This is a genomic window from Saccharothrix ecbatanensis, from assembly GCF_014205015.1.
Taxonomy (GTDB): Bacteria; Actinomycetota; Actinomycetes; order Mycobacteriales; family Pseudonocardiaceae; genus Actinosynnema; species Actinosynnema ecbatanense.
This window is the reverse complement of the sequence record NZ_JACHMO010000001.1, coordinates 204,041-228,389: the sequence shown is the minus strand read 5'-3', so window position 1 is coordinate 228,389 and position 24,349 is coordinate 204,041. Positions and strand designations below refer to the sequence as shown.

Here is a 24,349-nt window from a genome sequence, read left to right as displayed (position 1 = left end):
GGCTATCCCCCACGTCAGCCACGCCGAAACGGCTCCCCAGCGTGACGACCGGACCCACCCCCGCTCCCTAGCCTTCTCGGCATGGAAGCAACCATCGAAGTCACCGGGCTGCGCAAGCGGTTCGGCTCGACCGTGGCGCTGGACGGGATGACGTTCACCGTCGCACCGGGCAAGGTCACCGGCTTCGTCGGTCCCAACGGGGCGGGCAAGTCCACCACGATGCGGGCGATCCTCGGCCTGGACTCGGTCGACGCGGGCCACGCGCTGGTCGGCGGCCGGCCGTACCGGAGCCTGCGGCACCCGCTGCGGCAGGTCGGCTCGCTGCTGGACGCGGCGGCGCTCCAGCCGAGCCGCACCGGTCGCAACCACCTGCTGTGGCTGGCCCACTCGCAGGGCCTGGGCGGGCGGCGGGTGGACGAGGTGGTCGAGCAGGTCGGCCTGACGTCGGCGATCCGGCGCAAGGCAGGCGGCTACTCGTTGGGCATGAGACAGCGGCTGGGTATCGCGGCGGCGCTGCTCGGCGACCCGCCGGTGCTGGTGCTGGACGAGCCGGTCAACGGGATGGACCCCGAGGGCATCCGGTGGATGCGCGGTTTCCTGCGGTCGCTGGCCGCCGAGGGCCGGGCGGTGCTGGTGTCCAGCCACCTGATGAGCGAGCTCCAGGACACCGCCGACCACGTGGTGATCGTCGGCCGGGGCAAGGTGATCGCGGACGTCGGCGTGTCAGACCTGATCGAGTCCGCGTCGGGTGACCGGGTCACGTTGCGCACCAACGCCCGGACCCAGGCCGTGACGCTCCTCGCCGGCGCGGGCGCCACGGTCGCCGTCACCGGGCCGGACACGCTCACCGTCACCGGGCTGTCCGGCGAACGCGTGGTGGCGCTGCTCGGCGGGAGCGCGGTGCCGTTCTCCGAGGTGTCGGCGCACCGCGCGTCGCTCGAGGAGGCCTACATGGAGCTGACCAGGGACGCAGTCGAGTACCACGCCACCGAGATCCAGGAGTCCGCGCGATGACCACGACCACGACGCCGTTCCGGTCCGGAGCACAGGTCGGGCGGGACGGGTTCGGGCAGTTGCTGCGCGCCGAGTGGACGAAGTTCCGGACCGTGCGCGGCTGGGTCATCGGACTCGTGGCGGCGGCGCTGGTCACCGTGCTGATCGGGTTGTTCGGGGCGGCGGCGAGCAACATCTCGTGCAGCGGGCCAGACGGCGGGAAGTGCGCGGGCATGACGCCGCCGATCGGTCCGAACGGCGTGCCGGTGAACGACCACTTCTCCTTCGCGCATCGGTCCTTGGCCGGTGACGGCAGCATCACCGTCCGGATGACATCCCTGACCGCTGTGTCCTCTTCGGACGATCAGGACACGGCGAGCGCCATGCAACCGTGGACCAAGGCCGGGATCATCATCAAGGAGAGCACCACTCCTGGATCCCAGTACGCGGCGCTGGCGGTCACCGGTGAGCACGGCGTGCGGATGCAGCACAACTACACCGGGGACATCGCGGGCACGCTGTCCGCGCGGCCGAGCTGGCTGCGGTTGACCCGGTCCGGCGACACGATCACCGGCCACGAGTCGGCCGACGGCGCGAACTGGGACATCGTCGGCACGGTCAGGCTGCCCGGACTGCCGTCGACCGTGCGCGCCGGCATGTTCGCCGCGTCACCCCAGCACGAGGTGATCACCGAGTCGTTCGCGAGCGCGAGCGGCATGAGCTTCCCGACGCGGGCGACCGCCGAGTTCGACCGGATCTCCCTCCAAGGCGGCTGGTCGGACGGCACGTGGACCGGCGAGGACATCGGTGGCGGGCCGGGCGACGCCGACGGTCTCCAGCAGACCGGCGACGGTGTCACGGTGAGCGGGTCCGGCAACATCGCGCCGATCGTGGCCGGCCGGGGTGGTCTCGGCATGACGGTCGAGAGCGGGCTGGTGGGCGCGTTCGCCGGGCTGATCGCGATCATCGTGGTGGCTTCGACGTTCATGACGTCCGAGTACCGGCGTGGGCTGATCCGCACGAGCCTCAGCGCGAGCCCTCGGCGTGGTCGGGTGCTGGCGGCGAAGGCGGTGGTGATCGGGTCGGTCACGTTCGTCACCGGGCTGGTCGCCTCGTCGGTCGCGGTGCCGCTGGTCCGGGCCGTGCAGCGGAGCAAGGGGCACTTCATGTTCACCGTGCCCACCGCGACGGAGCTGCGGGTCGTGGTCGGCACGGCGGCGTTGCTGGCGGTCGCGGCGGTGTTCAGCCTGGCGGTCGGCACGGTGCTGCGGCGCAGCGCGGGGGCGGTGAGCGTGGTCATCGTGGCGATCGTGCTGCCGTACATCCTGGCGATCGCGTCGGTCCTGCCGACCGGCCCATCGGACTGGCTGCTGCGGATCACGCCGGCCGCCGCGTTCGCCGTGCAGCAGAGCCTGCCTGAGTACGCGCAGGTCACGGCCAGTTACACGCCTGCCGATGGTTACTTCCCGCTCGGCCCGTTGGGGGGTTTCGCGGTGCTCTGCGCCTACACCGCGCTCGCGCTCGGCGTGGCGGCGTACGTGCTGCGGAGGAGGGACGCGTGAAGGAAGCGCTGCACGTGGAGTGGACGAAGCTGCGGACCGTGGCGGGGACGGGCTGGCTGCTGGCGGCCGTGGTGCTGCTGACGGTGGCGCTGGGTGTGGCGTCGTCGTTCGCCGTCAGCTGCTCCGGGGTGGGCTGCGGGCAGGATCCGGCGAAGATCAGCCTCGCCGGGATCGCGTTCGGCCAGGCAGTCGTCGCCGTGCTTGCCGTGTTGGCGGTCGCCGGTGAGTACAGCACCGGGATGATCCGGGTGACGTTCGCGGCGATACCGCGCCGGTCCACAGTGCTGGCGGCCAAGGCGGCGGTGGTCGGCGTGCTGGTGCTGGTAGCCGGTTCGGCGGCGGTGCTGGTGTCGGTGCTGGCCGGGCGGTACATCCTGCCGGGCAACGGTTTCACCGAGGCCCATGGGCACGCGGTGCTGTCGTTGTCCGACGAACCGGTGCTGCGTGCGGCGGTCGGCTCGGTCCTCTACCTGGTGCTGGTGGGTCTGCTCAGCCTGGGCGTGGCGACGGTCGTGCGTGACGCGGCGGCGGCGATCGGGATCGTGCTCGGGCTGCTGTACCTGTTCCCGATCGTGGCCGCCGTGGTGTCGGATCCGGACTGGGTCAAGCGCCTCCAGCGGATCAGCCCGATGACGTCTGGCCTGACCGTGCAGTCGACGACCGGTCTCGACAGCCTGCCGATCGGTCCTTGGGCGGGTCTCGGGGTGCTCGCTCTGTGGGCGGCGGGCGCGTTGGCGGGGGGTGGTCTGATGCTCCGGCTGCGCGATGCCTGACCGTCAGCGTTCCTTCGGCCGGGGTGGCCGGGGCAGGAGCAGGTGGACGGCGAAGCCCGCCAACGTGGCCAGGACGGCTTGGTAGAGGACCGACAGCTGGGGCGCGACGCCCAGGCTGAACACCGGGTCCAGGCCGGTCGTGACGACGCCCGCCAGGCTGAGCAGGCCGGTCACGTGCCAGCCGAAGAAACCGGCGGCCCAGGCGACAAGCGGCCACCGGTTGCGGTCGGGCCGGCGGAGCAGCAGGAAGGTGGAGAACGCGGCGACGGCGTTGAACGCGACGCCGGTGAACCGCAGCTCAGGCGGCCCGCCGGACAGCAATGTGGAAAGCGTTTGCGCCAGGACAAGCACAGCCACCGACCAGCATCCGACCCGCGTCTTGTCCACCCGCGGATGCTAGGACAGCCGCCCAACGGTCCGCGCACGGCCCGCCGTTACCCCGCCAGCCGCCCACTGATTGCGCTCTCCCAGCCCCACTGCTCCCCGCCGGTCTGCTCCGCCAGCTAGTACCCGCCCGTTTCCCTCGCCCTCGCCCTGCTGGTCCGCCCGCTCGTGGCCTGTCGGTCGCCCCGCCGGCAGCTGCCCGCAGGTTTGCCACCGCCCCGCCGGTCTGCCCGCCCGCTGCCCGCCGCTCTGCCACACCACCAGCTGCCGCCTGTTTGCCCATCGGTCGGCCGGGTAGCCGCCGGACATGAGCGACGAACTCCCGATCCCGGACTACGACCAACTGTCCCTGGGCGACCTGCGACACCGCGTCCGGTCGCTCACCCGTGACCAGCTGGACCAGGTGCTCGACCACGAGCGGCAACACGGTGACCGCGCACCCGTCATCCAAGTGCTGACCGCCCGCCAGGCCGAGCTGGACGATGGCGCCGAACCGTCCGGCGGCGACCAGCGCAACGCCCCCGGCGCCACCTCCACAGCGCACGACTCGCCCGTGTCACCCGCCCAGTCCCCCGACCCCAGCACACCGCTGCGGCATGGTGTGCCCAGCCAGACGCCGTCCCGAGGCCGCCCCTGACCTCCCCCGGTCACCTGGACCGTTCGGCGTTCGGCGAAGTCGGGACGATCGAGGTCGGGACGATGAGGCCGGTTTCGTAGGCCACCACGACGGCCTGCGCACGGCTGGACAGGGCCAGCTTGCCCATCATGTGCTTGACGTGCGTCTTCACCGTGGCCTCGCTGAGCACGAGGCGTTGGGCGATCTGCCCGTTGGTCAGCCCGTTGCCCACCAGGCGCAGCACCTCGGTCTCCCGCGTGGTCAGGGCGGCCAGTTGTGGTGCGCCCACGGCCGTTGCCCGATGGTGTTGGGCGTAGGTCTCGATCAGCCGGTGGGTGATGTGCGGCGCGATCAGGATGTCACCGGCGGCGATGGTGCGGACCGCCGAGATGATGCGTTCCGGCGGGGTGTCCTTGACCAGGAAGCCCGAGGCGCCCTCACCCAACGCGGTGTAGACGTATTCCGGCAGGTCGAACGTCGTCAGCATGACCACGCGCGGAGGGTCGTCACGGTGTTGGGCCATGATCCGGCGGGTGGCGCCGATGCCGTCCAGCACAGGCATCCGGATGTCCATCAGGATCACGTCGGGCGCGTTCTCGGCGGTCAGGGTCACGGCCTGCTCGCCGTCGGCGGCCTCGCCCACGACCTCGAACCCGGGCGCGGCGGTGAACAGGGCGACCAGGCCGGCGCGGATCAGCGCCTGGTCGTCGGCCACGAGCACGCGGATCGTCATCGGGCCGCCACCTCGGCCATCGGCAGGCGGAGGACCACGCCGAACCCGCCTTCCGGCAGCAGGCCGGCGGTGAGCACTCCCCCGTACAGCTCGGCGCGTTCCCGCATCCCACGGATGCCGTGCGACGGGTGGGTGGACGCGGCCCCCTTCTCCACCACGCCGTCGTCGGTCACCTTGAGCACGAGCGTCTGCTCGCCGTAGTCGACATCGATCCTGGCCTTGGCCGGCCCGGCGTGCTTGAGCACGTTCGTCAGCGACTCCTGCGCCACCCGGTACGCGCACAGGTCCGGTCCCGGCTGGAGCTCGCGGACGTCCCCGGTGACCACCACGTCCACCGGCAGCCCCGCGCTGCGCGCCCGCTCCACCAGGTCGTCGAGCGCCGCCAGACCCGGTTGCGGACGGTAGTCGTCGTCCTGGTCCACGCGCAGCACGTCCAGCAGGCGGCGCATCTCCGTCAACGCCTCACGGCTCGTGTCCCCGACCGTCGTGATCGCCTTGCGCGCGGTCGGCAGGTCCGTGTCCAGCACGTACTGCGCCAAACCCGCCTGGAGCGAGATCACCGACATGTGGTGCGCGACGATGTCGTGCAGCTCGCGCGCGATGCGCACCCGTTCGTCCGCGACCGCCCGCGCCGCGTCCTCGGCCAGCCGTTCGGCGCGTTCCGCCCACCGCTTCGTGCCCTCGCCCAACACCCACGCCCCGATCACGACGACGATCGACTGCACGACCTCCGACCACGCGATCGTCCCGGGAAGCCGCAGATAGGCGACCACCACGACGGACGCCGCCGCCAGGAAGACGAGCGCGGCCACCAGCCGGGAACGCAACGTCGCCACGGTGAACATGCCCACCAACGCACCCACCCCGGAGCTGGGCAGGCCGTCGAACTCCAGCAGGCTGTACGCCGCCAGCGCGCCCATCATGACGGTCATCGTCGCCACGGGCGCGACCTGGCGCAGCGCGATGGGCGCGACGGTGAGCGCCGCCAGCACGTACGCCACCCAGCCGATGTGACCGCCGGTGTGGCTCACCGTGGTGGCCAGGGTCAACCAGGTCAGCACCGCCGCGAGCAGCACGTCCAGCCGGATCGCGTTGAGTTTCGCCAGCACCAGTCCACGGTAGTGGCGGGGCGGGGCGTCCGTCGCCACCCTGTGGGTGGACCACCTGTTACCCCCACGGGGGTAGGCGAAGATGCCGTCGTGGGGCGACGACGCGGGGACCTCGTGTGCCTAGCGTTCGGTGACATGAAACGACTTTGTGCGGCAGTGATGATCGCGGTGCTGGGCATCGCCACGGCGGGCACGGCGGGCACGGCCAGCGCCGACCACCGCCAAAGCGCCCTCCAGCGGCACGCGGACGCGCTGCTCGACCAAGGCGCACCGGGCGTGCTGGTAGAGGTCGACACACCACGCGGTGACGTGCGGGTCCGGAGTGGTCACGGCAACGTCGAAACGCGGACTCCCGTGCCGTGGCGGGCGAAGTTCCGCATCGGCAGCTACACCAAGACGTTCGTGGCGGCAACCGTGCTCCAGCTCGTCGGCGAAGGTCGACTGTCCCTTGAGGACACGGTCGACCGCTGGCTGCCCGGCGTCGTCGGCGGGAATGGCAACGACGGCACGAAGATCACCGTGCGGCAGCTGTTGCAGCACACGAGCGGCGTTCCCAACTACGTGGGCAGCATGCCGGAACTGTTCGTGGAGAAGGAGTTCCAGCGGACCCGGTTCCGGACCGTGACGCCGGAGCGGTTGGTCGAACTGGCGATGCAGCAGGCGCCGACGTTCGCGCCCGGCGCCGACTGGGCGTACTCCAACACCGGTTACATCCTCGCGGGCATGATCGTCGAACGCGTCACCGGGCACACCTGGCAGCACGAGGTGCGCACCCGAATCGTCGAACCGCTCGGCCTGCGCGACACGTACCTGCCGGGCACGTCCCCGTTCCTGCCCAGGCCGCACGCCGTGGCCTACGAGCGGTTCCGGGAGGACGGTCTGGAGGCCGACCCGAACGACCCGCGGTTGGGCGAGCCGATCGACGTGACCACGTACAACCCGTCGTTCGGCGGCGCGGCCGGTGACATGATCAGCACCACCGACGACGGCAACAAGTTCCTCAAGGCGCTGCTCGGCGGGAAGGTGCTGCGGCCCGTTCAGCTCGCCGAGATGACGAACACCCTGCGCACGCCCGCTCTGGACCCGGCGTGGCAGGGCGCCCGGTACGGCCTGGGGATCATGTGGATCCCGAACTCGTGCGGTGGCCACTGGTCGCACGGCGGCGACATCCCCGGCTTCATGACCCGCAACGGCGTCACGTCGGACGGCACGCGCAGCGTGATGGTGTCGATCAACACCGATTCCATGGTGGCGAAGCCGGGCGTGCCCAAGCCGGACAGGGACGTCACGGTCGACCTGATCGACCACGCGCTCTGCCGCACGAACTGACCTCGTCCGGCGGGCACGACGTCACGTGTGCCCGCCGGGGCGGCATCAGGTGGCCGGGATGATCAAGTGGCCGGGATGACCGAGTAGACCATCCGCTTGCCGGGGTGCTCCCCCACCGTCCAGAACGTGCCCCGCGTCGGGCTGGTGGCGGTGCCGTTCGGCCAGTGCGAGAGGTCTTCCGGGCCGATGCTCAGCGACTGGCTGCCGGCCACCTGGAGCGTGCCGGTCGTCGAAGCGGGCCTCGCGGTGGTGTAGAGCGTGCCGGCGTTGTCGACGCCGTTGCTCTGGCTCAGGTACCACCTGCCGTCGAACCGGGTCGCGCCCTGGACGTTGCTGACGGGGAGCCGGTACGCGGCGTCGGCGTTCCACCGGTAGTTCGGGTCCATGACCAGTTCACCGCCGCTGAACGCGCCCGCGATCGGCCAGGCCGCGACACGGCCGTTCGTCGCCTCGCCCCCGGCGCAGTACTCGCCCGCCAGCAGGTGGTCCGTGCCGCTGCGGTCGAGGGAGGTGTGCGAGAAGTTCGGCGACTGGTCCGACTCGGTGCACTTGGCGCCCGTGTCGGCGGTCCGGGTCCAGGAACCGATCTGCGGCATGACGTACCGGTAGCCGTAGCCGTAGTAGGTGCCCTGGTGGTACCCGACCAGGTGGGGGCCATCGGTCGTCCCGTTCTCCGAGGCGCCGAGGTCGAAGATCCGACGGACGTCGAACACGCGGAAGCCCCGGGCGGTGTCGGCGACGAACAGGTAGTTGCCGTACCAGACGATGCCGCCGGCGTGCAGTGCCGTGGTGTAGTCGCCGCTGGTGGGGTCCTGGGACACCCGGATCGAGTCGTAGTCGATGATCCCGGAGACCTCGCGCGGGTAGACCAGCAGGACGTGCCGGTAGGCGCCGGTCTCGCGGTTCATGAAGCTGATCCGGACGCCCTTGACCATGCCGTCGGCGTTGTTGTCGTGGTCGTACCAGCTGACCAGGACGGGCTGGTGGCCGTCGCCCCACTGCTGGTCGGCCTGCATGTCGGCGACCGTGGTGACGCCCTGCGGGTACCACTCGGAAGTCGCGTTGTCGCCGTCGTTGAAGCAAACGCTCTGGGCGATCGCCACCGTGCTGCCACCGGCCACGGAGGCCGGCTCGCACGCTTCGCCCAGGCCTGCCGGGTCGTCGTCATCTTGGCGGTTCAGGTCGTTCATGACGTCGGTGACGGTGGCCTTCACCAGGGGTAGGGCGTCGGCTCGGTCGCGCAGCGCGGTGCCGTAGGCGTTCGGGCGAAGCTGGAAGTTGGACAGCGACAGAGCGTCCGCGGCTGCCGGTATCGGTAGGGCGACCAAAGCCGGAACCACCAGGGACAGGACTGCCAACGGGACGGACACCAGGCGGTGTCGAGTCATGCGCACTCCTCCTCGCCGGTCGTGGCCGGCGGGGAGCGCAGTGGTCCGGATGTGCAGCGGGCGTGCGGGCCGCCGGTCTTCCAGGTCGAACTCACTACAACGTGCCACGAACGGTAACCGTTCGCAACGGCAGTGAGGGCTCGGGGTCGACTTGCCCGGTTCGGGCGTGGACAGGCCATGATGTACGACGTGGAGTCCACCCGTGTGGATCGCTGGTTGTGGGCGGTCCGACTGACCAAGACCCGATCCGACGCCGCCGCGGCCTGTCGGGGTGGACACGTGCGCGTCAACGACCGTCCGGCGAAGCCCGCCACGACCGTGGTGCCGGGTGACGAGGTGCGTGCGCGAGTGGGTGGCACGACCCGGATCGTGGAGGTCGTGCGGGTGATCCAGAAACGCGTGGGCGCCGCCGACGCGGCAGCGTGCCTGATCGACCGCACCCCGCCGCCGCCCAAACCCACCGAGGCGCCCGCCGAGGTCGCCCGCCGTGAACGCGGCGCCGGCCGCCCCACCAAGCGCGAACGCCGAGTTCTGGACAAGTTCCGCACCACCCAACCCTGACCCACCCACGCGAGTCGAACCCCCAGACCCCGCGTGTCGAACCCCCAGGACCCGTGAGTCCTACGTTCGGAACGCGTGAGTCCTACGTTCGGAACCCCCGAATTCAACGCTCAGTACAAGATCAACTGTTCTGAGCGTTGAATTCGGGGGTCCTGAACGTAGGACACGGTGGTCCTGAAGGTACGACTCACGGGGTCTGAACGTAGGACTCACGGGCGGCGGCCTAGGTATAGGTCGCCGAGGCGGGGGTTGGTTAGGAGAGCCTGGGCGGGGCCGGCTATGTGGACGCGGCCCAGGTCCAGGACGCAGCCTTGGTCGGCGATTTCGAGAGCACGGCGGGCGTTCTGCTCGACCAGGAGCACGGCCGTGCCCGCGTCACGCATGCGCGTGATCTGCTCGAACACGGTCGCGGTGGCCTTCGGGTCCAGGCCCATGGACGGCTCGTCGAGCAGCACCACGCGCGGGCTGACCATCAACGAACGGGCGAACTCGACCTGCTTCTGCTGCCCGCCCGACAACGCCCCCGCAAGCGCGTCCCAACGCGAGCCCACGACCGGGAACAGCGTCCGGACGAAGTCCACCCGTTCGGCCACCCGAGCCTTGTCCCGAACGGTGTACGCGCCGAGCAGGACGTTCTCCCCCACCGTCATCTCGGGGAACACGCTGTGCCCTTGCAGCACGTGCGACAACCCGGCGCCCAACAGCGATTGCGGCCCACGACCGGTCACGTCACGCCCGTCCAGCACGATCCGCCCGGCACGCGGCGCGAGCAACCCGCTGGCCACCTTCAGCACCGTGGACTTCCCCGCGCCGTTCGGCCCGACCAGGCACACCACCGACGCGGGCGGCACGCGCACCGTCAGCCCACGCAGCACCAACGCCGCACGCCCGTACCCGGCCTCGACGTCGACGAGTTCCAGCAGGTCAGCCGCCAAGGTAAGCCGCCAGCACAAGAGGATCGGCACGCACCACGTCCGGTGGCCCCTCGGCGATCGGACGTCCCCGGTCGAACACCACCACGTGATCGGACAAGCTCATCACCACGTCCATGTTGTGCTCCACGATCAGGAACGTCCGGCCTTCCGCGTTCAACTCCCGCACCAACACCCCGATGCGCTCGATCAACGCCGGGTTCACCCCGCCGGCGGGCTCGTCCAGCAGGATCGTCTCCGGGTCGGCCATCAACACCCCCGCCAACTCCAGCAACTTCTGCTGGCCGTACGACAGGTCACGCGCCTCCACGTCGGCCAGGTGCTCGATGCCGACACGGGTCAGCAGTTCCAGCGCCCGGTCCACATCGGACTTCAGACGAGCCGGTGCCAGAGCACGCACAATCGAGCCGGGACGCACCGCAGCCAGCAGGTTCTCCACGGCGGTCAACCGAGGAAACACCCGGCACAGCTGGAAACTGCGCCCGATACCCTCGTGCGCGATCTTGTGCGCACCCCGTCCGGTGATGTCACGGTCGTGGTAGGTAACGATCCCCGCGTCCGGTTTCACCATCCCGGTGACGCAGTTGAAGAACGTCGTCTTGCCCGACCCGTTCGGCCCGATCAGGGCGTTGATCCGGCCGTGCTGGAACGTCACCGACGCGTCGTCCACCGCCCGCACGCCGCCGAACGACTTCGTCAGACCCGCGACACGCAACCCCTTCACCGGCGCACCTCCTCGGCCAGTTCCTCCTGCGTGACCTCACGGATGGACGCCTGACCAGGCCGAAGGCGAACGAAGAGCCCTCGGACAGCTGGGATGATCCCGTCCGGCAAGAACAACACCACCACCGCGAGCAGCACACCCATCGCCACCAAGTGCATCTGCGTATCGCCGTACTGGGCTTTGAAGAACTCCGTGGCATACCCGACGACGACCGCGCCGACCAGCGGCCCGAACAGACTGCGCACCCCGCCGAGCAGGCTCATCAACACCATGTTGGAGCCGACCAGGATCGAGAACTGGAAGATCGGATCCAAGAACCCGAACCACAACGCGTACAGGCCACCGCCCAAAGCCGTGAAGAACGCCGACACCACAAACGCCGCCAGCTTGTACCGGACCGTCGGCACACCGAGCGAACGAGCCTTGTCCTCGTCCTCCCGGATCGCCTTGAGCCCCATGCCGAACCGCGACCGGTCAATCACCCACCAGCACAGCAGCATCACCGCGAGCAGCACGGCGTGCAGGTGGAAGAACCGCTGGTGCTGCTCGGGCCGCAGCACGTCGGCGTCGAACGGACGCGGCACCCGAAGCCCGTCCGAACCACCGGTCACCGACTCCCAGCTCTGGAACACCAGCAGCAGGACCAGCACCAACGCGATCGACACGATGACGAACGACGCACCCCGCACCCGCAGCGCGGCGATACCGACGGGCACCGCGAACACCGCCACCACCAGCCCGCCGAGCAGCAACGCGACCCACGGGTTCACGTCCGCACGCAGGATCAGCAGCCCGGTGGCGTAGCCGCCCAGACCCGAGTACGCCGCGTGCCCCAACGAGATGTACCCGGTGAACCCGCCCACGAAGTTCCACGCCGTCGCCAGCACCGCGTAGCTGATGATCACCACGCCGACCGACAGCACGAACGGGTCCGAGGCGAGGCTGGGGAACGCGACCACCAACCCGGCCAACGCGACCAACCCGGCCGCCTTCACGAAAGTCTCAGAACCGCTGCGCAAGGCGGCCTCCGAAGAACCCCTGCGGACGCAGGATCAGCGTCAGGAACAGCGCCGCGTAGAAGAACGTCTGCGCCCAGGTCGTGCCAAGCGGGATCTGGAGCAGGTTCTGGCCGACGCCGAGCAGCAACGCCGCGACGGCCGCTCCCGCCACGCTCCCCAGCCCACCGACCACGATGATCGCCATCAGCGGACCGATCCAGTGCCAGTGCAGCGACGGGTAGATCGTGGAGTCCAACGCCAGCGCGGTGCCGCCCACGGCCGCGGTTGCCAAGCCCAGCCCGAAGCCGAACCCGGCGACCCGGTCGGTGTCCACGCCGAGCAGCCGTGCCGCTTCACGGTGCTGCATCGTCGCCCGCAGCGCCTGGCCGAACCGGGTCACCTTCAGCAGCACGTGCAACCCGACCAACGTCACCACGGCCAGCCCGAACGCGATCAGCTTGACCAGCGCCACACTCGCCCCGAACAGCTCCAACCGCGCGCCCGAGTAGGACAGCGGGATGCGCCGGTGCGTGCCGCTGAAGACGAAACCCAGCATGCCTTCCACCACCAGCGCCACGGCGAACGTCAGCAGCACGGACATCATCGTCAACGTCGCCGGACGCAGCCGCGCGACCAGCAGCCGTTGCACCGCCACACCGAGAACGAAGAACAGCGGCACCGTCACGAGCAACGACAGCATCGGGTCCAGTCCGGTATGGACGGTGAAAGTCCAGGCCAGGTAAGCGGCCAGCACGAGGAACGCGGAGTGCGCGATCATCACCACCCGCATCACGCCGAAGTAGAGCGTGAGACCGGCGGCCAGCAGGGCGTAGAGACCGCCCATGAGCACGCCCAGGACGAGGCTCTGGAAGACGAGGGACACCCGGCCTCACCACGCGGGCTTCGGGTAGACCAGCTCTGCTTCCTTGGCGTCGGCGGGCAGCACGATGCGGATCTCGCCGCCCACGTACTGCTGGATCAGGTGCGCGCCCTGGGGGCGGCCGGCGGAGTCCCACTTCAACGGTCCGACGACGGTCTGCACCTCGTTGCCGTGCAGCCAGTCGATCAGCTTCCGCTGGCACTCCGGGGACGGGTCGGCGCAGCCCGAGGCGTTGACTGCGGCGGCGACGACCTGGCCGGTGGTCCAGGCGTTGGCCTCGTCCTCGGTCGGCGCGGCGCCGTGCTCGCGGGTGTAGAAGTCCACGAACTCCTTGTTGGACGGGTAGTCCGCCTTGGGCGTGTAGCCGGTCGGGGACAGGATGCCCTCGGTCTGCGCGCCGATCGCCTCGGGGAACTCGGGATTGGTCGGCGCGGTGGAGAACGCGGCCAGTTTCGGCTGGTAGTTCAGCTGGCGCAACGCGACGATGAGGTTCACCGCGTCCTGGTACTGCGTGCCGCCGACCACGATGTCCGCGCGTGAGTCGGCGATCTTGGCGGCGATGGAGCCGAAGTCGGTGGTGTTGGGCGGGTACACCTCGTCCACGACGGTCCGGACGCCGGCCTTGGCCAGCTTCTCCTTGAGCCCGTTGGCGGTGCCCTGGGCGAACGGGTCGTCCATCGCCGCGTACGCCGCCGTCTGGGGTCGGGTGGCTTCGGGCATCGCGATGATCGCTTCGGCCAGGTAGTCGTAGTGGTCCTGGGCGACGGCCGGCGCGGCGTAGAACAGGTTGTCGAAGCCCTGGTTGAACACCTCGGCCGCGGCGCCCGCCGGTTCCACGAACAGGAAGCCGTAGTCACGGGCGACCTGCGCGGCCGGGATGACGAGACGGGTGGAGAAGGGGCCGAAGACGAGGTCGACGCGGTCGGAGTTGATGAGCTTCTCGTAGTCGGCGGCGACCCGGTCGGCGTTGGACTGGTCGTCCAGGACGGTCAGCTCGACTTGACGGCCCAACAGGCCGCCGTTGTCGTTGACGTGCTTCGCCCAGGCCTCGTAACCGCGCTGGACGCCCTTGCCGGGTTCGGAGAAGTCGCCGGTCAGCGGTAGCGAGACGCCGATCCGGATCGGACCGTCCCCGCCGCTCCCGCCTTCGGCCGGCCGACCGCCGAAGCAGCCGCTGACCAGCAAAGCCGCCACCGCGCCGAGGGCGCCGATCCGCATCCGCTGAGCTAAATCCATGGTCCACCCGTCGTCGAGGGATCAGGCAAGCGCTTTCCGAGCATAGGAACCCCCGCCACCCCTGACAAGCACCCGCGCGAGTCCTACGTTCAGAACCCGTGAGTCCTACGTTCAGGACCACCGTGTCCTACGTTCGGGACCCCCGAGTTCAACGCTCAGAACGTGCCACCGGGCGTTCACCCAACGCGTTCACCCAGCCGAACGGCCACCACCCCGGCCATGATCAACGCACCACCGACGAGCTGGATCGCACCGGGCGCCTCACCCAGCAGCAGCCACGCGAACACCAGCGCCGCCAGCACCTCCGTCAACGCCACGAACGACGCCAGCCGCGAACCCAGCCGACGGGTCGCCGCGATACCGGCCACGTACGCGACCGCCGCCGTCACCACGCCGAGCGCCACCACCGGCAGCCACCACGCCACGGTGAACCCGCCGAACGCACCGTCGAACGCCACCGACTCCGTCGACACCGCCCACGGCACGATCCCGACCGCACCGGCCAGCACCAACGCCACCCCGCCGAGCAGCAGACCCCCGGCCGCCAGCACGGTCCCCGGCAAGCCGTCACCATCCCGCGCCGACAGCACGAAGTACGCCGCAGCGCCCACCATCGCGCCCAACGCCCACAGGATGCCGACCACGTTCGCCCGCGCGCCGGACATCAGATCCAGCACCAGCATCAACCCCACCAGCCCGAACAACGCCCCGAGCACCGTCAGCCGCACCGGCCGCTGACCATGCCGCAGCCACAGCCACACGACCACCGCGACCGGCGCCGTGTACTCGACCAGCAACGCGACCCCGACCTCCATGTGCGCCACCGCGTTGAAGAAGGCCAGCTGACACCCCGCGACCGCGAGCAGCCCGTACGCCGTGATCAACGGCGCGGTCCGGCGCAGCACCTGCCACCGACCGCGCAACTGGACCAGCGCGATCGGTGTCAGCACGAGACCCGCCAGCAGCACCCGCACCGCCACCGCCGCGGCCGACGACCACCCCACGTCCATCAACCCGCTGGCCAACGGCCCGGACAGCGCGAACGACGACGCCGAAAGCATGGCGAACCCCACCCCGGCCCGTAGCCGACCGGTCACCCTGTCATGCGTCATCGTCACCATGACACATGACGCTATGGACCGAAGAGGTAATCTGTCAATGTGCTTTTCACCCATGACACCACCGCGACCCTCGTCGCCACGGTCGCCCTCGTGAACTCCGCCGAAGAGCCGGACACGATGACCGACCCGGCACACGTGGACGCGTTCGTCGCCGAGCACGCCTACACCGGCTCACGCACCCACGACATCGCCGAGCTGGACGCGATCCGCGCGCTGCGCCCCACCCTGCGGCGACTCCTCACCAGCGACCGGGACACCGCCGTGGAGATCGTCAACGCGATCCTCGCCGCGCACCAAGCCGTCCCCCAGCTCGTGCGCCACGACGGCCTCGACTACCACCTGCACGCCACCGATCCGACCACCCCGCTCGCCGACCGGATCGCCGTCGACACGGCCATGGCGATGATCGACGTGATCCGCGCGGACGAGCTGAGCAGGCTCTCCACCTGCGCCGACGACACCTGCGACGGACTGGTCCTGGACCTGTCCCGCAACCGCTCGCGCCGCTATTGCAGCACCACGTGCGGCAACCGGATCGCCGTCGCCGCCTACCGCGCCCGCAAGGCCTGACCCGCCGACGACCGCCGCCGAACGCCGCGCCCGAGTTACTACCACTTAGAAATTAACTCTTGAAAACGCCGCTCCACCCCGGCTAGCGTCAGCGCCGCACTCGACAGGGCGCCGGTCACCTCCCGGTGCTTCCGAGCACCAAGGAGGGTGTTCATGCGTCGTGCCCTAGCGCTGCTCATTTCCGCTCTGCTCCCCCTTTCCCTCACCGCGGTAGCGATCGCAGAACCCGCACCAGCCGACCTCGCGTCCACTCCCCCGATGGGGTGGAACTCGTGGAACAAGTTCGGCTGCGACATCAACGAAGACCTGATCCGGCAGACCGCGGACGCCATCGCGTCGTCCGGGATGCGCGACGCCGGGTACCGCTACGTCAACATCGACGACTGCTGGATGGCCCGCGAACGCGACACCGAAGGCCGACTTCAAGCCGACCCGGTGCGCTTCCCCGGCGGTATCAAGGCTTTGGCCGACTACGTCCACGCCAAGGGCCTGAAGCTCGGCATCTACTCGTCCGCCGGCACGCACACGTGCGCGGGCTACCCCGCCAGCCTCGACCACGAGGACGTCGACGCGCGGACGTGGGCCGACTGGGGCGTCGACTACCTCAAGTACGACAACTGCTTCAACGAGGACCGCCCCGCCCTCGACCGGTACCGCGCGATGGGTGAAGCCCTGCGCAAAACCGGCCGCGACATCGTCTACAGCCTGTGCGAGTGGGGCCAGAACAAGCCCTGGGAGGGCCTCGGCCGCGAAGTCGGCGGACACCTGTGGCGGACCACCGGCGACATCTCCGACAACTGGACGTCGGTGATGGGCATCCTCGACCAGCAGGTCGGCTTGGAGCAGTACGCCGGGCCGAACGGCTGGAACGACCCGGACATGCTGGAAGTCGGCAACGGAGGCATGACGGACGCCGAGTACCGCGCCCACTTCTCCCTGTAGGCCGTGCTCAACGCCCCGCTGATCGCGGGCAACGACATCCGCTCGATGGACGACGCGACCAAGCGCATCCTGCTCAACCGCGACCTGCTGGACGTGAACCAGGACTGGTCCGGCGCCCAGGGTCGCAAGGTCCGCGACGACGGCGACCAGGAGGTCTGGGCCAAGCGCATGTCCGACGGCTCGGTCGCGGTAGTCCTGCTCAACCGGGGCACGAGCAACGCCGCCGTGGGCGCGACCGCAGCCGAACTCGGTCTGCCCGCCGCGCGCACGTACCGAGTCAAAGACTTGTGGAGCAAAGAGGAGCACGCGAGCGCCGGCACGATCCGCGGCGGAGTACCGGCACACGGCGCGGTCACGTACCGGGTGTGGACGGGCGGCGCGAAGCTCGGCCCGCTGACCTCCTTCACCCTCACCGGACCGGAGCTGGTCGAAGCCGATCGCCCGTTCACGGTCTCCACCAGCCTGGTCAACGACGGCACGTCACCGCTGATGGCGGCCAGGGTGCAGCTCCAGGTGCCGGACGGCTGGGTGCTCGACGGCAGCGCGGTGCGCGAGACGCCATCCGTGCGGCCCGGCGGCAGCTTCACCGCCACGTGGACCGTCACGGCCCGACCGATCATGGCCGCCGCGACCGTGAAGATCACCGCAGCCGCCGGCTACCGCACCACCGCAGGAACACAGGCACGCTGGAGCGAGATCGCGCCACCCCTGGTCACCGCGCCGCCCAAGGGCTCCAACGGGGTCTCCGGACTCCCGTTCGTGTCCGAACTCAACGGATGGGGCCCGGTTGAACGCGATCGCAGCAACGGCGAGCAATCCGCCGCCGACGGCCGGACGATCACCATCGGCGGCGTCCAGTACGCCACCGGCCTGGGCGTTCACGCCACCTCGTCCGTGCGGATCTACCTCGGCGCCGCGTGCACGAAGTTCTCCGCGTTGGTCGGCGTGGACGACGAAAAGGAAGGCCGCGGCAGCGTGGCGTTCCGGGTCGTGGGCGACGGTCGTGAACTCGCCACAACTCCAGTCCTGCTGGGCGGTGCGGCGGCCGTGCCGATCGACGCCGACCTGACCGGCGTGCGGATGCTCGACCTCCAGGTCACCGATGGCGGCAACGGCAACGACTCCGACCACGCCGACTGGGCGTCCGCCTCCATCACCTGCTGACCAACCGCACGTCACTGGCGCCATCCCCTCGCCGAGGGGGTGGCGCCTTTTCGTACGCGGTCGTGAGCCAGATCACTCAATTGGCGGAAACCTAACGACACTGATAATGATTACCATTCCCTAGGCCCGGTCGGACGTCCCCTCGGAGGAGCACGCGTGGCGCACTTGTTGATGATCGAGAGCTGGGTCGGCGCGATGAGTTCGCTGCTGCCACGGGCGATCCACGAGTCCGGCCACCGGTTCTCCTTCCTCACCCGCGACCTGCACCACTACCTGCGCGCCGCACCGTCCCACCCGCACCCGTTGCTGGCGGCCGACAACGTGCTCACGACCGAGACGAACGACATGCCCGCGCTTCTGTCCTATGTGGAGCGAATGCACGACGTGCTCTCGTTCGACGGGGTGATCTCCTCGTGCGACTACTACCTGGCCACCGTCGCCACGGTCGCCGCGCACCTGAACCTGCCCGGCCCCGACCCGCAAGCCGTGGAACGCGCCTACCGCAAGGACCTCACCCGCACCACCACCCGTAACGCGGGCGTGCCCGGCCCCCGGTTCAGCCTCACCCAGGACTGGCCCGCCACCGCGAAAGCCGCCGCCGAGCTGGGCTACCCGCTGGTGGTCAAGCCGGTGGACCTGTGCGCCGGGATGCACGTCCGCGAGGTGCGGGACGAGGCCGCGTTGCGCGAGGCGTTCCTGGCCTTGGAGGCGTTCCCGGTCAACGCACGCGGCCAGGAGCGGGTGCCGACCGTGCTGCTCGAAGAACTCCTCGTCGGCCCCGAGGTGAGCGTGGAGACGGTCACGGTGGACGGCATCACGCGCGTGATCGGCGTGACGGACAAGAGCCTGGCCGGACACCCGTGGTTCGTGGAGAGCGGCCACATGTTCCCGGCCCGCTTGAGCAAGACGGACCAAGCGGCGGCCATCGACACGGCCGTGGCGGCGATCGAAGCGCTCGGCCTGGACAGCGCCGTGGCGCACACCGAGGTCAAGCTGACCGAAGACGGCCCCCGGCTGATCGAGGTCAACCCGCGCCCGGCGGGCAACCAGATCACCGAGTTGGTCCGCCGCGTCACCGGCATCGACCTGCCTTCCGTGTTCACCCAGCTCGCCGTCGGCCACCAACCCGACCTGCGGGCACGGGAGACCGGCGTGCGCAGCGCGGCCATCTCGTTCCTCCTGCCGCCGCACGCCGGGGTGCTGGCCGGGATCGACGGCGTCGACACCCTGGCCGCGAACCCCGACGTGGTGGGCTGGGCGCTGAAGCCCGCGGGGCACCGCGCGGGCGAGCCGACCAGCAACAACAGCTACCTCGGCCACGTCATGGTCACCTCACCGGACGCCGACGCGCGGGCACGGGCCGAACAGGTCGTGAACACGCTGGAAGTCCGGTACGCGGAATGACGACCCAAGCAAACCGTCGCACCCTGACCGGCATCACGGAACTCGTCGAGCTGGCCCGTTCGGGAGCGATCGGTCCGGACCCGGCCGAGTCCCGGGTGAGCGTCGCGTTCACCACGAGGCAGGGCGCCCGGCACGTCTCGCGCGGCCGTGCGTACCGCAACACCGTGATCAGCGTGCGAGTCGGTGAAGCGGTCGGATCGTGCGCCGTCGAGCCCGACTGGGCGGGAGCGGACGTGACGGACTGCGTCGGCGAGAGCGTCGCGGGCCTGCTCGCCCACCCCGACACCGCGATCCGCACGGCGGTGCTGGACGCGTACCTGATGAACGCGCACCCGCACTCGACGTCGTCCGCACGGCAAGTACTCGTCGGACCAGGTGACTCGCTGGCCAAGTCGATGGAACGGGCGTCCGCCGTGGTCGACCTGCTGGACGCCGTGCCGGGACAACGGGTGCTGGTCGTGGGCGTGGTGAACTCGCTGCTGCACCACTTGCGCGCGCGTGGCCTGCGGTACGTGCCGTGCGACCTCAAGGGCGGTCGCACCGAGTGGGACGAGCCGGTCGTGACCGATGCCGAGGCCGCCGTCGCGGACTGCGATCTGGTGCTGGCGTCCGGGATGACGGTCGGCAACGGCAGCTTCGAACCGTTGCTGCGCAAGGCAGTCGCCGCCGACCGGCCGGTCGTGGTGTTCGCCCAGACCGCGAGCGCGATCGTGCCGTGGTTCCTCGGCTCGGGCGTCACGGCGGTGTCCGCGGAGCCATATCCGTTCTTCTGGCTGCACGGCGGCCCGACCACCCTGCACCACTACCGAGCCGAACAGGTCGGGTGACCGTGCTGTCTCCACGCCGCAACCACTACCTGCTCGACTTGCTGGGCAACACGCCCGTCGCGCGCATCGACACCCCGCTCCCCCACCGCCACGGCGGTTTCTGGGCGAAGCTGGAGTGCCTGAGCGCGGGCGGGATGAAGGCGCGTTCGGCGGTCGCGATGCTGCTGGCGGCCCGTGAACGCGGCGAACTGCGTCCCGGCGCGGTCGTCGTGGAGTCGACCAGCGGCACCCTCGGCCTCGGATTGGCGTTCGCCGGTCAGGCGTTGGGGCACCCGATCGTGCTGGTGGTCGACCACGAGTTGGAACCGTCGATGCGCGCGCTGCTGCACGCCCACGGCGCACGGCTGGAGATCGTGGACCGGCCGCACCCGACCGGCGGCTGGCAGCAGGCCAGGCTGGACCGGCTCCGGTCGGTGCTGCGCGGGTTGCCGGGCGCGTACTGGCCGGATCAGTACAACAACCCGGACAACCCCGCCGGGTACACGGGTCTGGCCAAGGAGTTGGCCGCGCAGGTGGAGCGCGCCGACGTGCTGGTGTGCAGCGTGGGCACCGGTGGGCACAGCGCCGGCGTCGTCACCGCTCTCCGCCGCTACTGGCCGGACGTGCGGCTGATCGGCGTGGACACGGTCGGCTCGACCATCTTCGGCCAGCCCGCCCGGTCACGGGTGATGCGTGGGCTCGGCAGCAGCATCCATCCGCGCAACGTCGCCTACGAGGAGTTCGACGAGGTGCACTGGCTGGGTCCGGTGGAGGTGGTCGACGCCTGCCGCCGGTTGGCGCGGGACTGCTTCGTCACCGGCGGCTGGAGCACCGGGGCAGTGGCCCTCGTGTCGGCGTGGGTGGCGCGCGTCGAGCCCGGCGCGACCGTGGTGACGATCTTCCCGGACGGTCCGCACCGCTACCTCGGCACCATCTTCGACGACGATTTCTGCCGGTCACGGGGTCTGCTGGGGACGCCGGAGGACCGACCGGTCGAGATCGCCGACACGGCCGAGATCGAGGTCACCAGCTGGGCCAGGTGCCGGTCGGTGTACGCGCCCAAGGCAGTCGGGGTGCCGGCGTGAAGCTCGACTGGACGGTGTACGGGCTGGAGTTGCGGTCGCCGCTGCGCATCTCGCGGTCGGTGATGGCCCGGCGTGACGCGGTGCGCGTGGTGATCGAGTGCGATGGGGTGCGCGGGCACGGCGAGGTGGTGACGAGCCAGTACTACGGGCTGGACGTCGAACGGATCACGGGTCTTCTGCGGGACTTGGTGCCCGTGATGGCCGCATGCGCAGATCCAGCCGAGTTGGCGTTGCCGGAGCTGCCACCCGGTGTGCTGGCCGCCGTGGACACCGCGCTGCACGACCTGAAGGCGTTGCGGCAAGGGATTCCGGTGCACCAGCTCGTCGGCGTTCCACAGTGGACGGACGTGCCGACGGCTTACACGATCGGCATCGGCGACCCCGCGCACGCCGCGTCTCAGGCCGCCTACCTGGCCTCACGCGGGTTCACGGTGCTGAAGGTCAAGGTCGGCTCGGAGCACGACGTGGCCACGGTCAACGCGGTCAGGGCCGCCGCGCCGGACGTCCGGCTCATCCTCGACCCCAACGGCGGGTGGACCGCCGAGCAGGCCGTGCGGGTGGTCGACCAGCTCACCGGCGTCGACGCGCTGGAACAGCCGATCGCACCAGGTCAGTGGGATGATCTGGCGTGGCTGCGTGAACGGTGCCCGGTGCCGTTGATCGCGGACGAGGACGCGGCCACCGCCGCCGACGTGCGGGCGCTGGCGGGCCTGGTCGACGGGGTGAACGTCAAGCTGGCCAAGTGCGGCGGGATCACCGCCGCCCGCGAGATCATCGACATCGCCCGCGCGTCCGGCCTGGACGTGATGCTGGGCTGCCTGGTGGCGAGTTCGCTCGGCATCGCGCCCGCCGTGCACCTGACCGGCCACGCCCGCTGGGTCGACCTGGACGGCCACCTCCTGCTCGCGGACGACCCGTGGACCGGTATCGGCGGTGATGACGGCACGCTGCGGCTGTCCGGTGTGCCCGGTCTCGGCGTCGTGCCCGGTCTCGGCGACGTGCCCGGTCTCGGCGACGTGCCCACCAGGGCTGAGCGGCGATGAAGCGTTTCCCGCTGTCGGTGCGCGTGCTGCTGGTCAACCAGTTCGGCGTGAACACCGGCTTCTACCTGCTCATCCCCTACCTGGCCACGCACCTCGGCGACCTCGGCCTGTCGGTGGCGACGATCGGTCTGGTGCTCGGCGTGCGGACGTTGAGCCAGCAGGGGCTGTTCCTGCTCGGCGGCTCGGCGTCCGACCGGCTCGGGCCGCGTCGCGTCATCATCGCGGGCTGCGCGGTCCGGGCGATCGGGTTCGGGCTGTTCGCGGCGGGCGGGTCGGTGGCGGTGCTGCTGACCGCGTCCGTCCTCAGTGGACTGGCCGGTGCGTTGTTCAACCCCGCAGTACGCGCCTACATCGCCGAGGAGTCGGAGGACCGGGCCGGGGCGTTCGCGCTGTTCAACCTCTACGGGCAGGCCGGTGCGCTGACCGGTCCGCTGCTGGGCAGCCTGCTGATGCTGTGGGACTTCAGGATCGCGGCGCTGGTGGCGTCCGGGATCTTCGCCGTGCTGACGGTCGTGCAGGCAGCCGTGCTGCCCGCCCGTCCGGCCGCGCCGCGTCAGGGCACCGTGCTGGACGACTGGCGAGAGTGCCTGGCCGACCGCCGGTTCCTGGCGTTCACCGGTGCGCTGACCGGCATGTTCGTCCTCCAGAACCAGCTCTACCTGGTGCTGCCACTGGAGGCACAGCGGCTGACGGACTCCGCGCTCGCCGTCGCTGCCGTGTTCCTGGTGTCCACTGTGGCCACTCTGCTGTTCCAGGTGCGCATCACGAGGTGGTTGAAGCGGGTGGCGCGCGGCCGGGCGATCGCGTTGGGGCTCGCGGTGATGGGGGCGGGGTTCGTCTCGACGGCGGTCGGTCACGTCGGTCCGCTCGGCGGCATCACGCCCGTGCTGGTCGCGGCGCTGCTGCTGTCGGTCGGCGTGATGATCGCGCAGCCGTTCGTCTACGACCTGATCCCGGAGTTCGGGCGGACCGGTTTGGCGGGCACGTACTTCGGCGTGTTCTACCTGGTCTCGGGTGTCGCGGCGGCTGTGGGCAACGCGGCCATCGGCTGGGTGTTCGGTTGGTCGGGCTGGCTGGCGTCCCTGCTGTGCGTGGCGGTCGGGGTCGGCTGCGCGGTGGCGGTGGCCTGGCTGCACCGACGCGGCGTGCTGACCGTCAAGCGAGAGGTGGCCCGATGACGCTGTACGACAACCCGGCCGGCGAGAACCTGCTGACCGACAACCCCGCGCTCTACGAGCACCAGTTCCCCGATCCCGACCACGTCGCCGCCCGGTTCACGCACGACGTCGTGACCAGGTTCGGCGGCCGGTCCGGTGACCTGCTGGACGTCGGCTGCGGCACCGGCCGGGACGCCGGTCACCTGGCCGGTCTGGGCTACCACGTGGTCGGGCTGGACAGCTCGGAGCGGATGGTCGAGTACGCACGGGAGCACCACCCGGCGGTCACGTTCGTGCTCGGCGACATGCGGACGTTCTCGCTCGGTCAACGCTTTGATGTGATCACGTGCCTGGACAGCGCGCTGCTGTACTGCCACACGAACGCCGACCTGGACGGCTTCCTGCGCCGCTGCCGCGACCACCTCTCCCCCGGCGGGCTGCTGGTCGCGGAGATGCGCAACGGCGCGTTCTTCCTCGGCAACACCGAGCTGCTCGACGGCACCCGCAGCCGCACCGTCGTCTGGGAGGGCGTCTCGTACACCTCCCACACCCGGCTCTGGATCGACCACGCCGCCCAGTTGCTGCGCCGTCGGCGCGAGTGGTGGTGGCCGGGCGCCCAGCCGCTCGTGCAGCGCTCGGCGTGGCGGCTGCTGTTCCCGCAGGAACTCCGGCACGTGCTGGACCAGGCCGGATTCGACGTGATCGCCCTGTTCGACTCGCCGGGGCCGCGCACCGACGAGCCGTGGACCGCCGACGCCGAGTTGAGCGAGGACCTGTCCGGAGACCGGCTGCACCTCGTCGCGCGCCTCCGCCCCTGACGTCACTGGAAGGAATCGACC

Annotated in this window: 25 protein-coding genes; 15 read left to right on the top strand and 10 right to left on the bottom strand. The window is 70.2% G+C overall.

All coding sequences use genetic code 11. The annotated features are described in order from the left end of the window. Positions 1–81: 81 nt before the first annotated feature. Genes F4560_RS00985 through F4560_RS00975 form a run of 3 tightly spaced genes read left to right on the top strand, consistent with a single transcriptional unit; the run spans position 82 to position 3,328 of the window. Positions 82–1,014, top strand: coding sequence for an ABC transporter ATP-binding protein (locus F4560_RS00985; protein WP_184914889.1), 933 nt, complete (start codon positions 82–84; stop codon positions 1,012–1,014). Then, positions 1,011–2,555: an ABC transporter permease subunit gene (locus F4560_RS00980; protein WP_184914886.1), complete on the top strand. Its 1,545-nt coding sequence runs from the start codon at positions 1,011–1,013 to the stop codon at positions 2,553–2,555. The genes F4560_RS00985 and F4560_RS00980 overlap by 4 nt, the downstream gene beginning before the upstream one ends. Beyond that, entirely contained in the window at positions 2,552–3,328 is a 777-nt protein-coding gene (locus tag F4560_RS00975; protein WP_184914883.1) for an ABC transporter permease subunit, read from the top strand. Before F4560_RS00980 ends, F4560_RS00975 begins: the two co-directional genes overlap by 4 nt. A 3-nt stretch (positions 3,329–3,331) precedes the next feature. Here F4560_RS00975 and F4560_RS00970 read toward each other — a convergent pair whose 3' ends face one another. Further along, the gene (locus F4560_RS00970) at positions 3,332–3,685 is read right to left on the bottom strand and encodes a hypothetical protein (RefSeq protein WP_184914880.1); all 354 of its coding nucleotides are present in this window, start codon (positions 3,683–3,685) and stop codon (positions 3,332–3,334) included. Between the two features lie 334 nt (positions 3,686–4,019). Between F4560_RS00970 and F4560_RS00965 the strand changes: the two genes are divergently transcribed. Further along, on the top strand, positions 4,020–4,349 hold the full coding sequence (locus F4560_RS00965; protein ID WP_184914877.1) for a DUF8129 domain-containing protein: 330 nt from the start codon (positions 4,020–4,022) through the stop codon (positions 4,347–4,349). A gap of 10 nt (positions 4,350–4,359) precedes the next feature. Here F4560_RS00965 and F4560_RS00960 read toward each other — a convergent pair whose 3' ends face one another. Continuing rightward, positions 4,360–5,061, bottom strand: a complete 702-nt coding sequence (locus F4560_RS00960; protein WP_184914874.1) for a response regulator — start codon at positions 5,059–5,061, stop codon at positions 4,360–4,362. After that, positions 5,058–6,170 carry a sensor histidine kinase gene (locus F4560_RS00955; protein ID WP_312868008.1) on the bottom strand — a complete coding sequence of 371 codons (1,113 nt, stop codon included), beginning with the start codon at positions 6,168–6,170 and terminating at the stop codon, positions 5,058–5,060. The genes F4560_RS00960 and F4560_RS00955 overlap by 4 nt, the downstream gene beginning before the upstream one ends. Before the next feature lie 135 nt (positions 6,171–6,305). On the opposite strand from F4560_RS00955, the gene F4560_RS00950 reads away from it, so the two are divergent. After that, complete coding sequence (locus F4560_RS00950; protein ID WP_184914871.1) at positions 6,306–7,499, top strand: serine hydrolase domain-containing protein; 1,194 nt, start codon at positions 6,306–6,308, stop codon at positions 7,497–7,499. A 62-nt stretch (positions 7,500–7,561) separates the two neighbouring features. Here the strand turns inward: F4560_RS00950 and F4560_RS00945 are convergent, their stop codons facing one another. Next, a complete protein-coding gene (locus tag F4560_RS00945; protein WP_221483284.1) occupies positions 7,562–8,887 on the bottom strand; it encodes a hypothetical protein in 1,326 nt (441 codons plus the stop codon). Positions 8,888–9,064: 177 nt separating this feature from the next. Between F4560_RS00945 and F4560_RS00940 the strand changes: the two genes are divergently transcribed. Beyond that, on the top strand, positions 9,065–9,448 hold the full coding sequence (locus F4560_RS00940) for an Hsp15 family ribosome-associated heat shock protein (protein WP_184914868.1): 384 nt from the start codon (positions 9,065–9,067) through the stop codon (positions 9,446–9,448). 209 nt (positions 9,449–9,657) lie between these two features. Here the strand turns inward: F4560_RS00940 and F4560_RS00935 are convergent, their stop codons facing one another. From F4560_RS00935 to F4560_RS00910, 6 genes are all read right to left on the bottom strand, one after another. Beyond that, positions 9,658–10,413 carry an ABC transporter ATP-binding protein gene (locus F4560_RS00935; RefSeq protein WP_312868005.1) on the bottom strand — a complete coding sequence of 252 codons (756 nt, stop codon included), beginning with the start codon at positions 10,411–10,413 and terminating at the stop codon, positions 9,658–9,660. Next, positions 10,373–11,104, bottom strand: coding sequence for an ABC transporter ATP-binding protein (locus tag F4560_RS00930; RefSeq protein ID WP_184914865.1), 732 nt, complete (start codon positions 11,102–11,104; stop codon positions 10,373–10,375). The genes F4560_RS00935 and F4560_RS00930 overlap by 41 nt, the downstream gene beginning before the upstream one ends. Then, a complete protein-coding gene (locus F4560_RS00925; protein ID WP_221483283.1) occupies positions 11,101–12,123 on the bottom strand; it encodes a branched-chain amino acid ABC transporter permease in 1,023 nt (340 codons plus the stop codon). Before F4560_RS00925 ends, F4560_RS00930 begins: the two co-directional genes overlap by 4 nt. Next, complete coding sequence (locus F4560_RS00920) at positions 12,107–12,985, bottom strand: branched-chain amino acid ABC transporter permease (RefSeq protein ID WP_312868002.1); 879 nt, start codon at positions 12,983–12,985, stop codon at positions 12,107–12,109. The genes F4560_RS00925 and F4560_RS00920 overlap by 17 nt, the downstream gene beginning before the upstream one ends. Before the next feature lie 6 nt (positions 12,986–12,991). Next, a complete protein-coding gene (locus F4560_RS00915) occupies positions 12,992–14,218 on the bottom strand; it encodes an amino acid ABC transporter substrate-binding protein (RefSeq protein ID WP_184914863.1) in 1,227 nt (408 codons plus the stop codon). A gap of 176 nt (positions 14,219–14,394) precedes the next feature. Further along, complete coding sequence (locus tag F4560_RS00910; RefSeq protein ID WP_221483282.1) at positions 14,395–15,330, bottom strand: EamA family transporter; 936 nt, start codon at positions 15,328–15,330, stop codon at positions 14,395–14,397. A 48-nt stretch (positions 15,331–15,378) separates the two neighbouring features. Between F4560_RS00910 and F4560_RS45910 the strand changes: the two genes are divergently transcribed. The 9 genes from F4560_RS45910 (at position 15,379) to F4560_RS00870 (ending at position 24,328) form a co-directional block, all read left to right on the top strand. Continuing rightward, entirely contained in the window at positions 15,379–15,909 is a 531-nt protein-coding gene (locus tag F4560_RS45910) for a CGNR zinc finger domain-containing protein (protein ID WP_184914857.1), read from the top strand. A 153-nt stretch (positions 15,910–16,062) separates the two neighbouring features. Continuing rightward, complete coding sequence (locus tag F4560_RS43930) at positions 16,063–16,851, top strand: glycoside hydrolase family 27 protein (RefSeq protein ID WP_246477698.1); 789 nt, start codon at positions 16,063–16,065, stop codon at positions 16,849–16,851. 3 nt (positions 16,852–16,854) lie between these two features. Then, on the top strand, positions 16,855–18,015 hold the full coding sequence (locus F4560_RS43925; RefSeq protein WP_312867999.1) for an NPCBM/NEW2 domain-containing protein: 1,161 nt from the start codon (positions 16,855–16,857) through the stop codon (positions 18,013–18,015). 156 nt (positions 18,016–18,171) lie between these two features. After that, the gene (locus tag F4560_RS00895) at positions 18,172–19,419 is read left to right on the top strand and encodes an ATP-grasp domain-containing protein (protein ID WP_184914854.1); all 1,248 of its coding nucleotides are present in this window, start codon (positions 18,172–18,174) and stop codon (positions 19,417–19,419) included. Continuing rightward, entirely contained in the window at positions 19,416–20,246 is an 831-nt protein-coding gene (locus tag F4560_RS00890; RefSeq protein ID WP_184914852.1) for a Rossmann-like domain-containing protein, read from the top strand. The genes F4560_RS00895 and F4560_RS00890 overlap by 4 nt, the downstream gene beginning before the upstream one ends. A 2-nt stretch (positions 20,247–20,248) precedes the next feature. Beyond that, positions 20,249–21,310 carry a PLP-dependent cysteine synthase family protein gene (locus F4560_RS00885; RefSeq protein WP_312867996.1) on the top strand — a complete coding sequence of 354 codons (1,062 nt, stop codon included), beginning with the start codon at positions 20,249–20,251 and terminating at the stop codon, positions 21,308–21,310. Then, positions 21,307–22,353, top strand: coding sequence for a dipeptide epimerase (locus tag F4560_RS00880; RefSeq protein ID WP_312867994.1), 1,047 nt, complete (start codon positions 21,307–21,309; stop codon positions 22,351–22,353). Before F4560_RS00885 ends, F4560_RS00880 begins: the two co-directional genes overlap by 4 nt. Continuing rightward, entirely contained in the window at positions 22,350–23,531 is a 1,182-nt protein-coding gene (locus tag F4560_RS00875) for an MFS transporter (protein ID WP_184914847.1), read from the top strand. Before F4560_RS00880 ends, F4560_RS00875 begins: the two co-directional genes overlap by 4 nt. After that, positions 23,528–24,328 carry a class I SAM-dependent methyltransferase gene (locus F4560_RS00870; protein WP_184914844.1) on the top strand — a complete coding sequence of 267 codons (801 nt, stop codon included), beginning with the start codon at positions 23,528–23,530 and terminating at the stop codon, positions 24,326–24,328. The genes F4560_RS00875 and F4560_RS00870 overlap by 4 nt, the downstream gene beginning before the upstream one ends. The last annotated feature ends 21 nt before the right edge of the window (positions 24,329–24,349 follow it).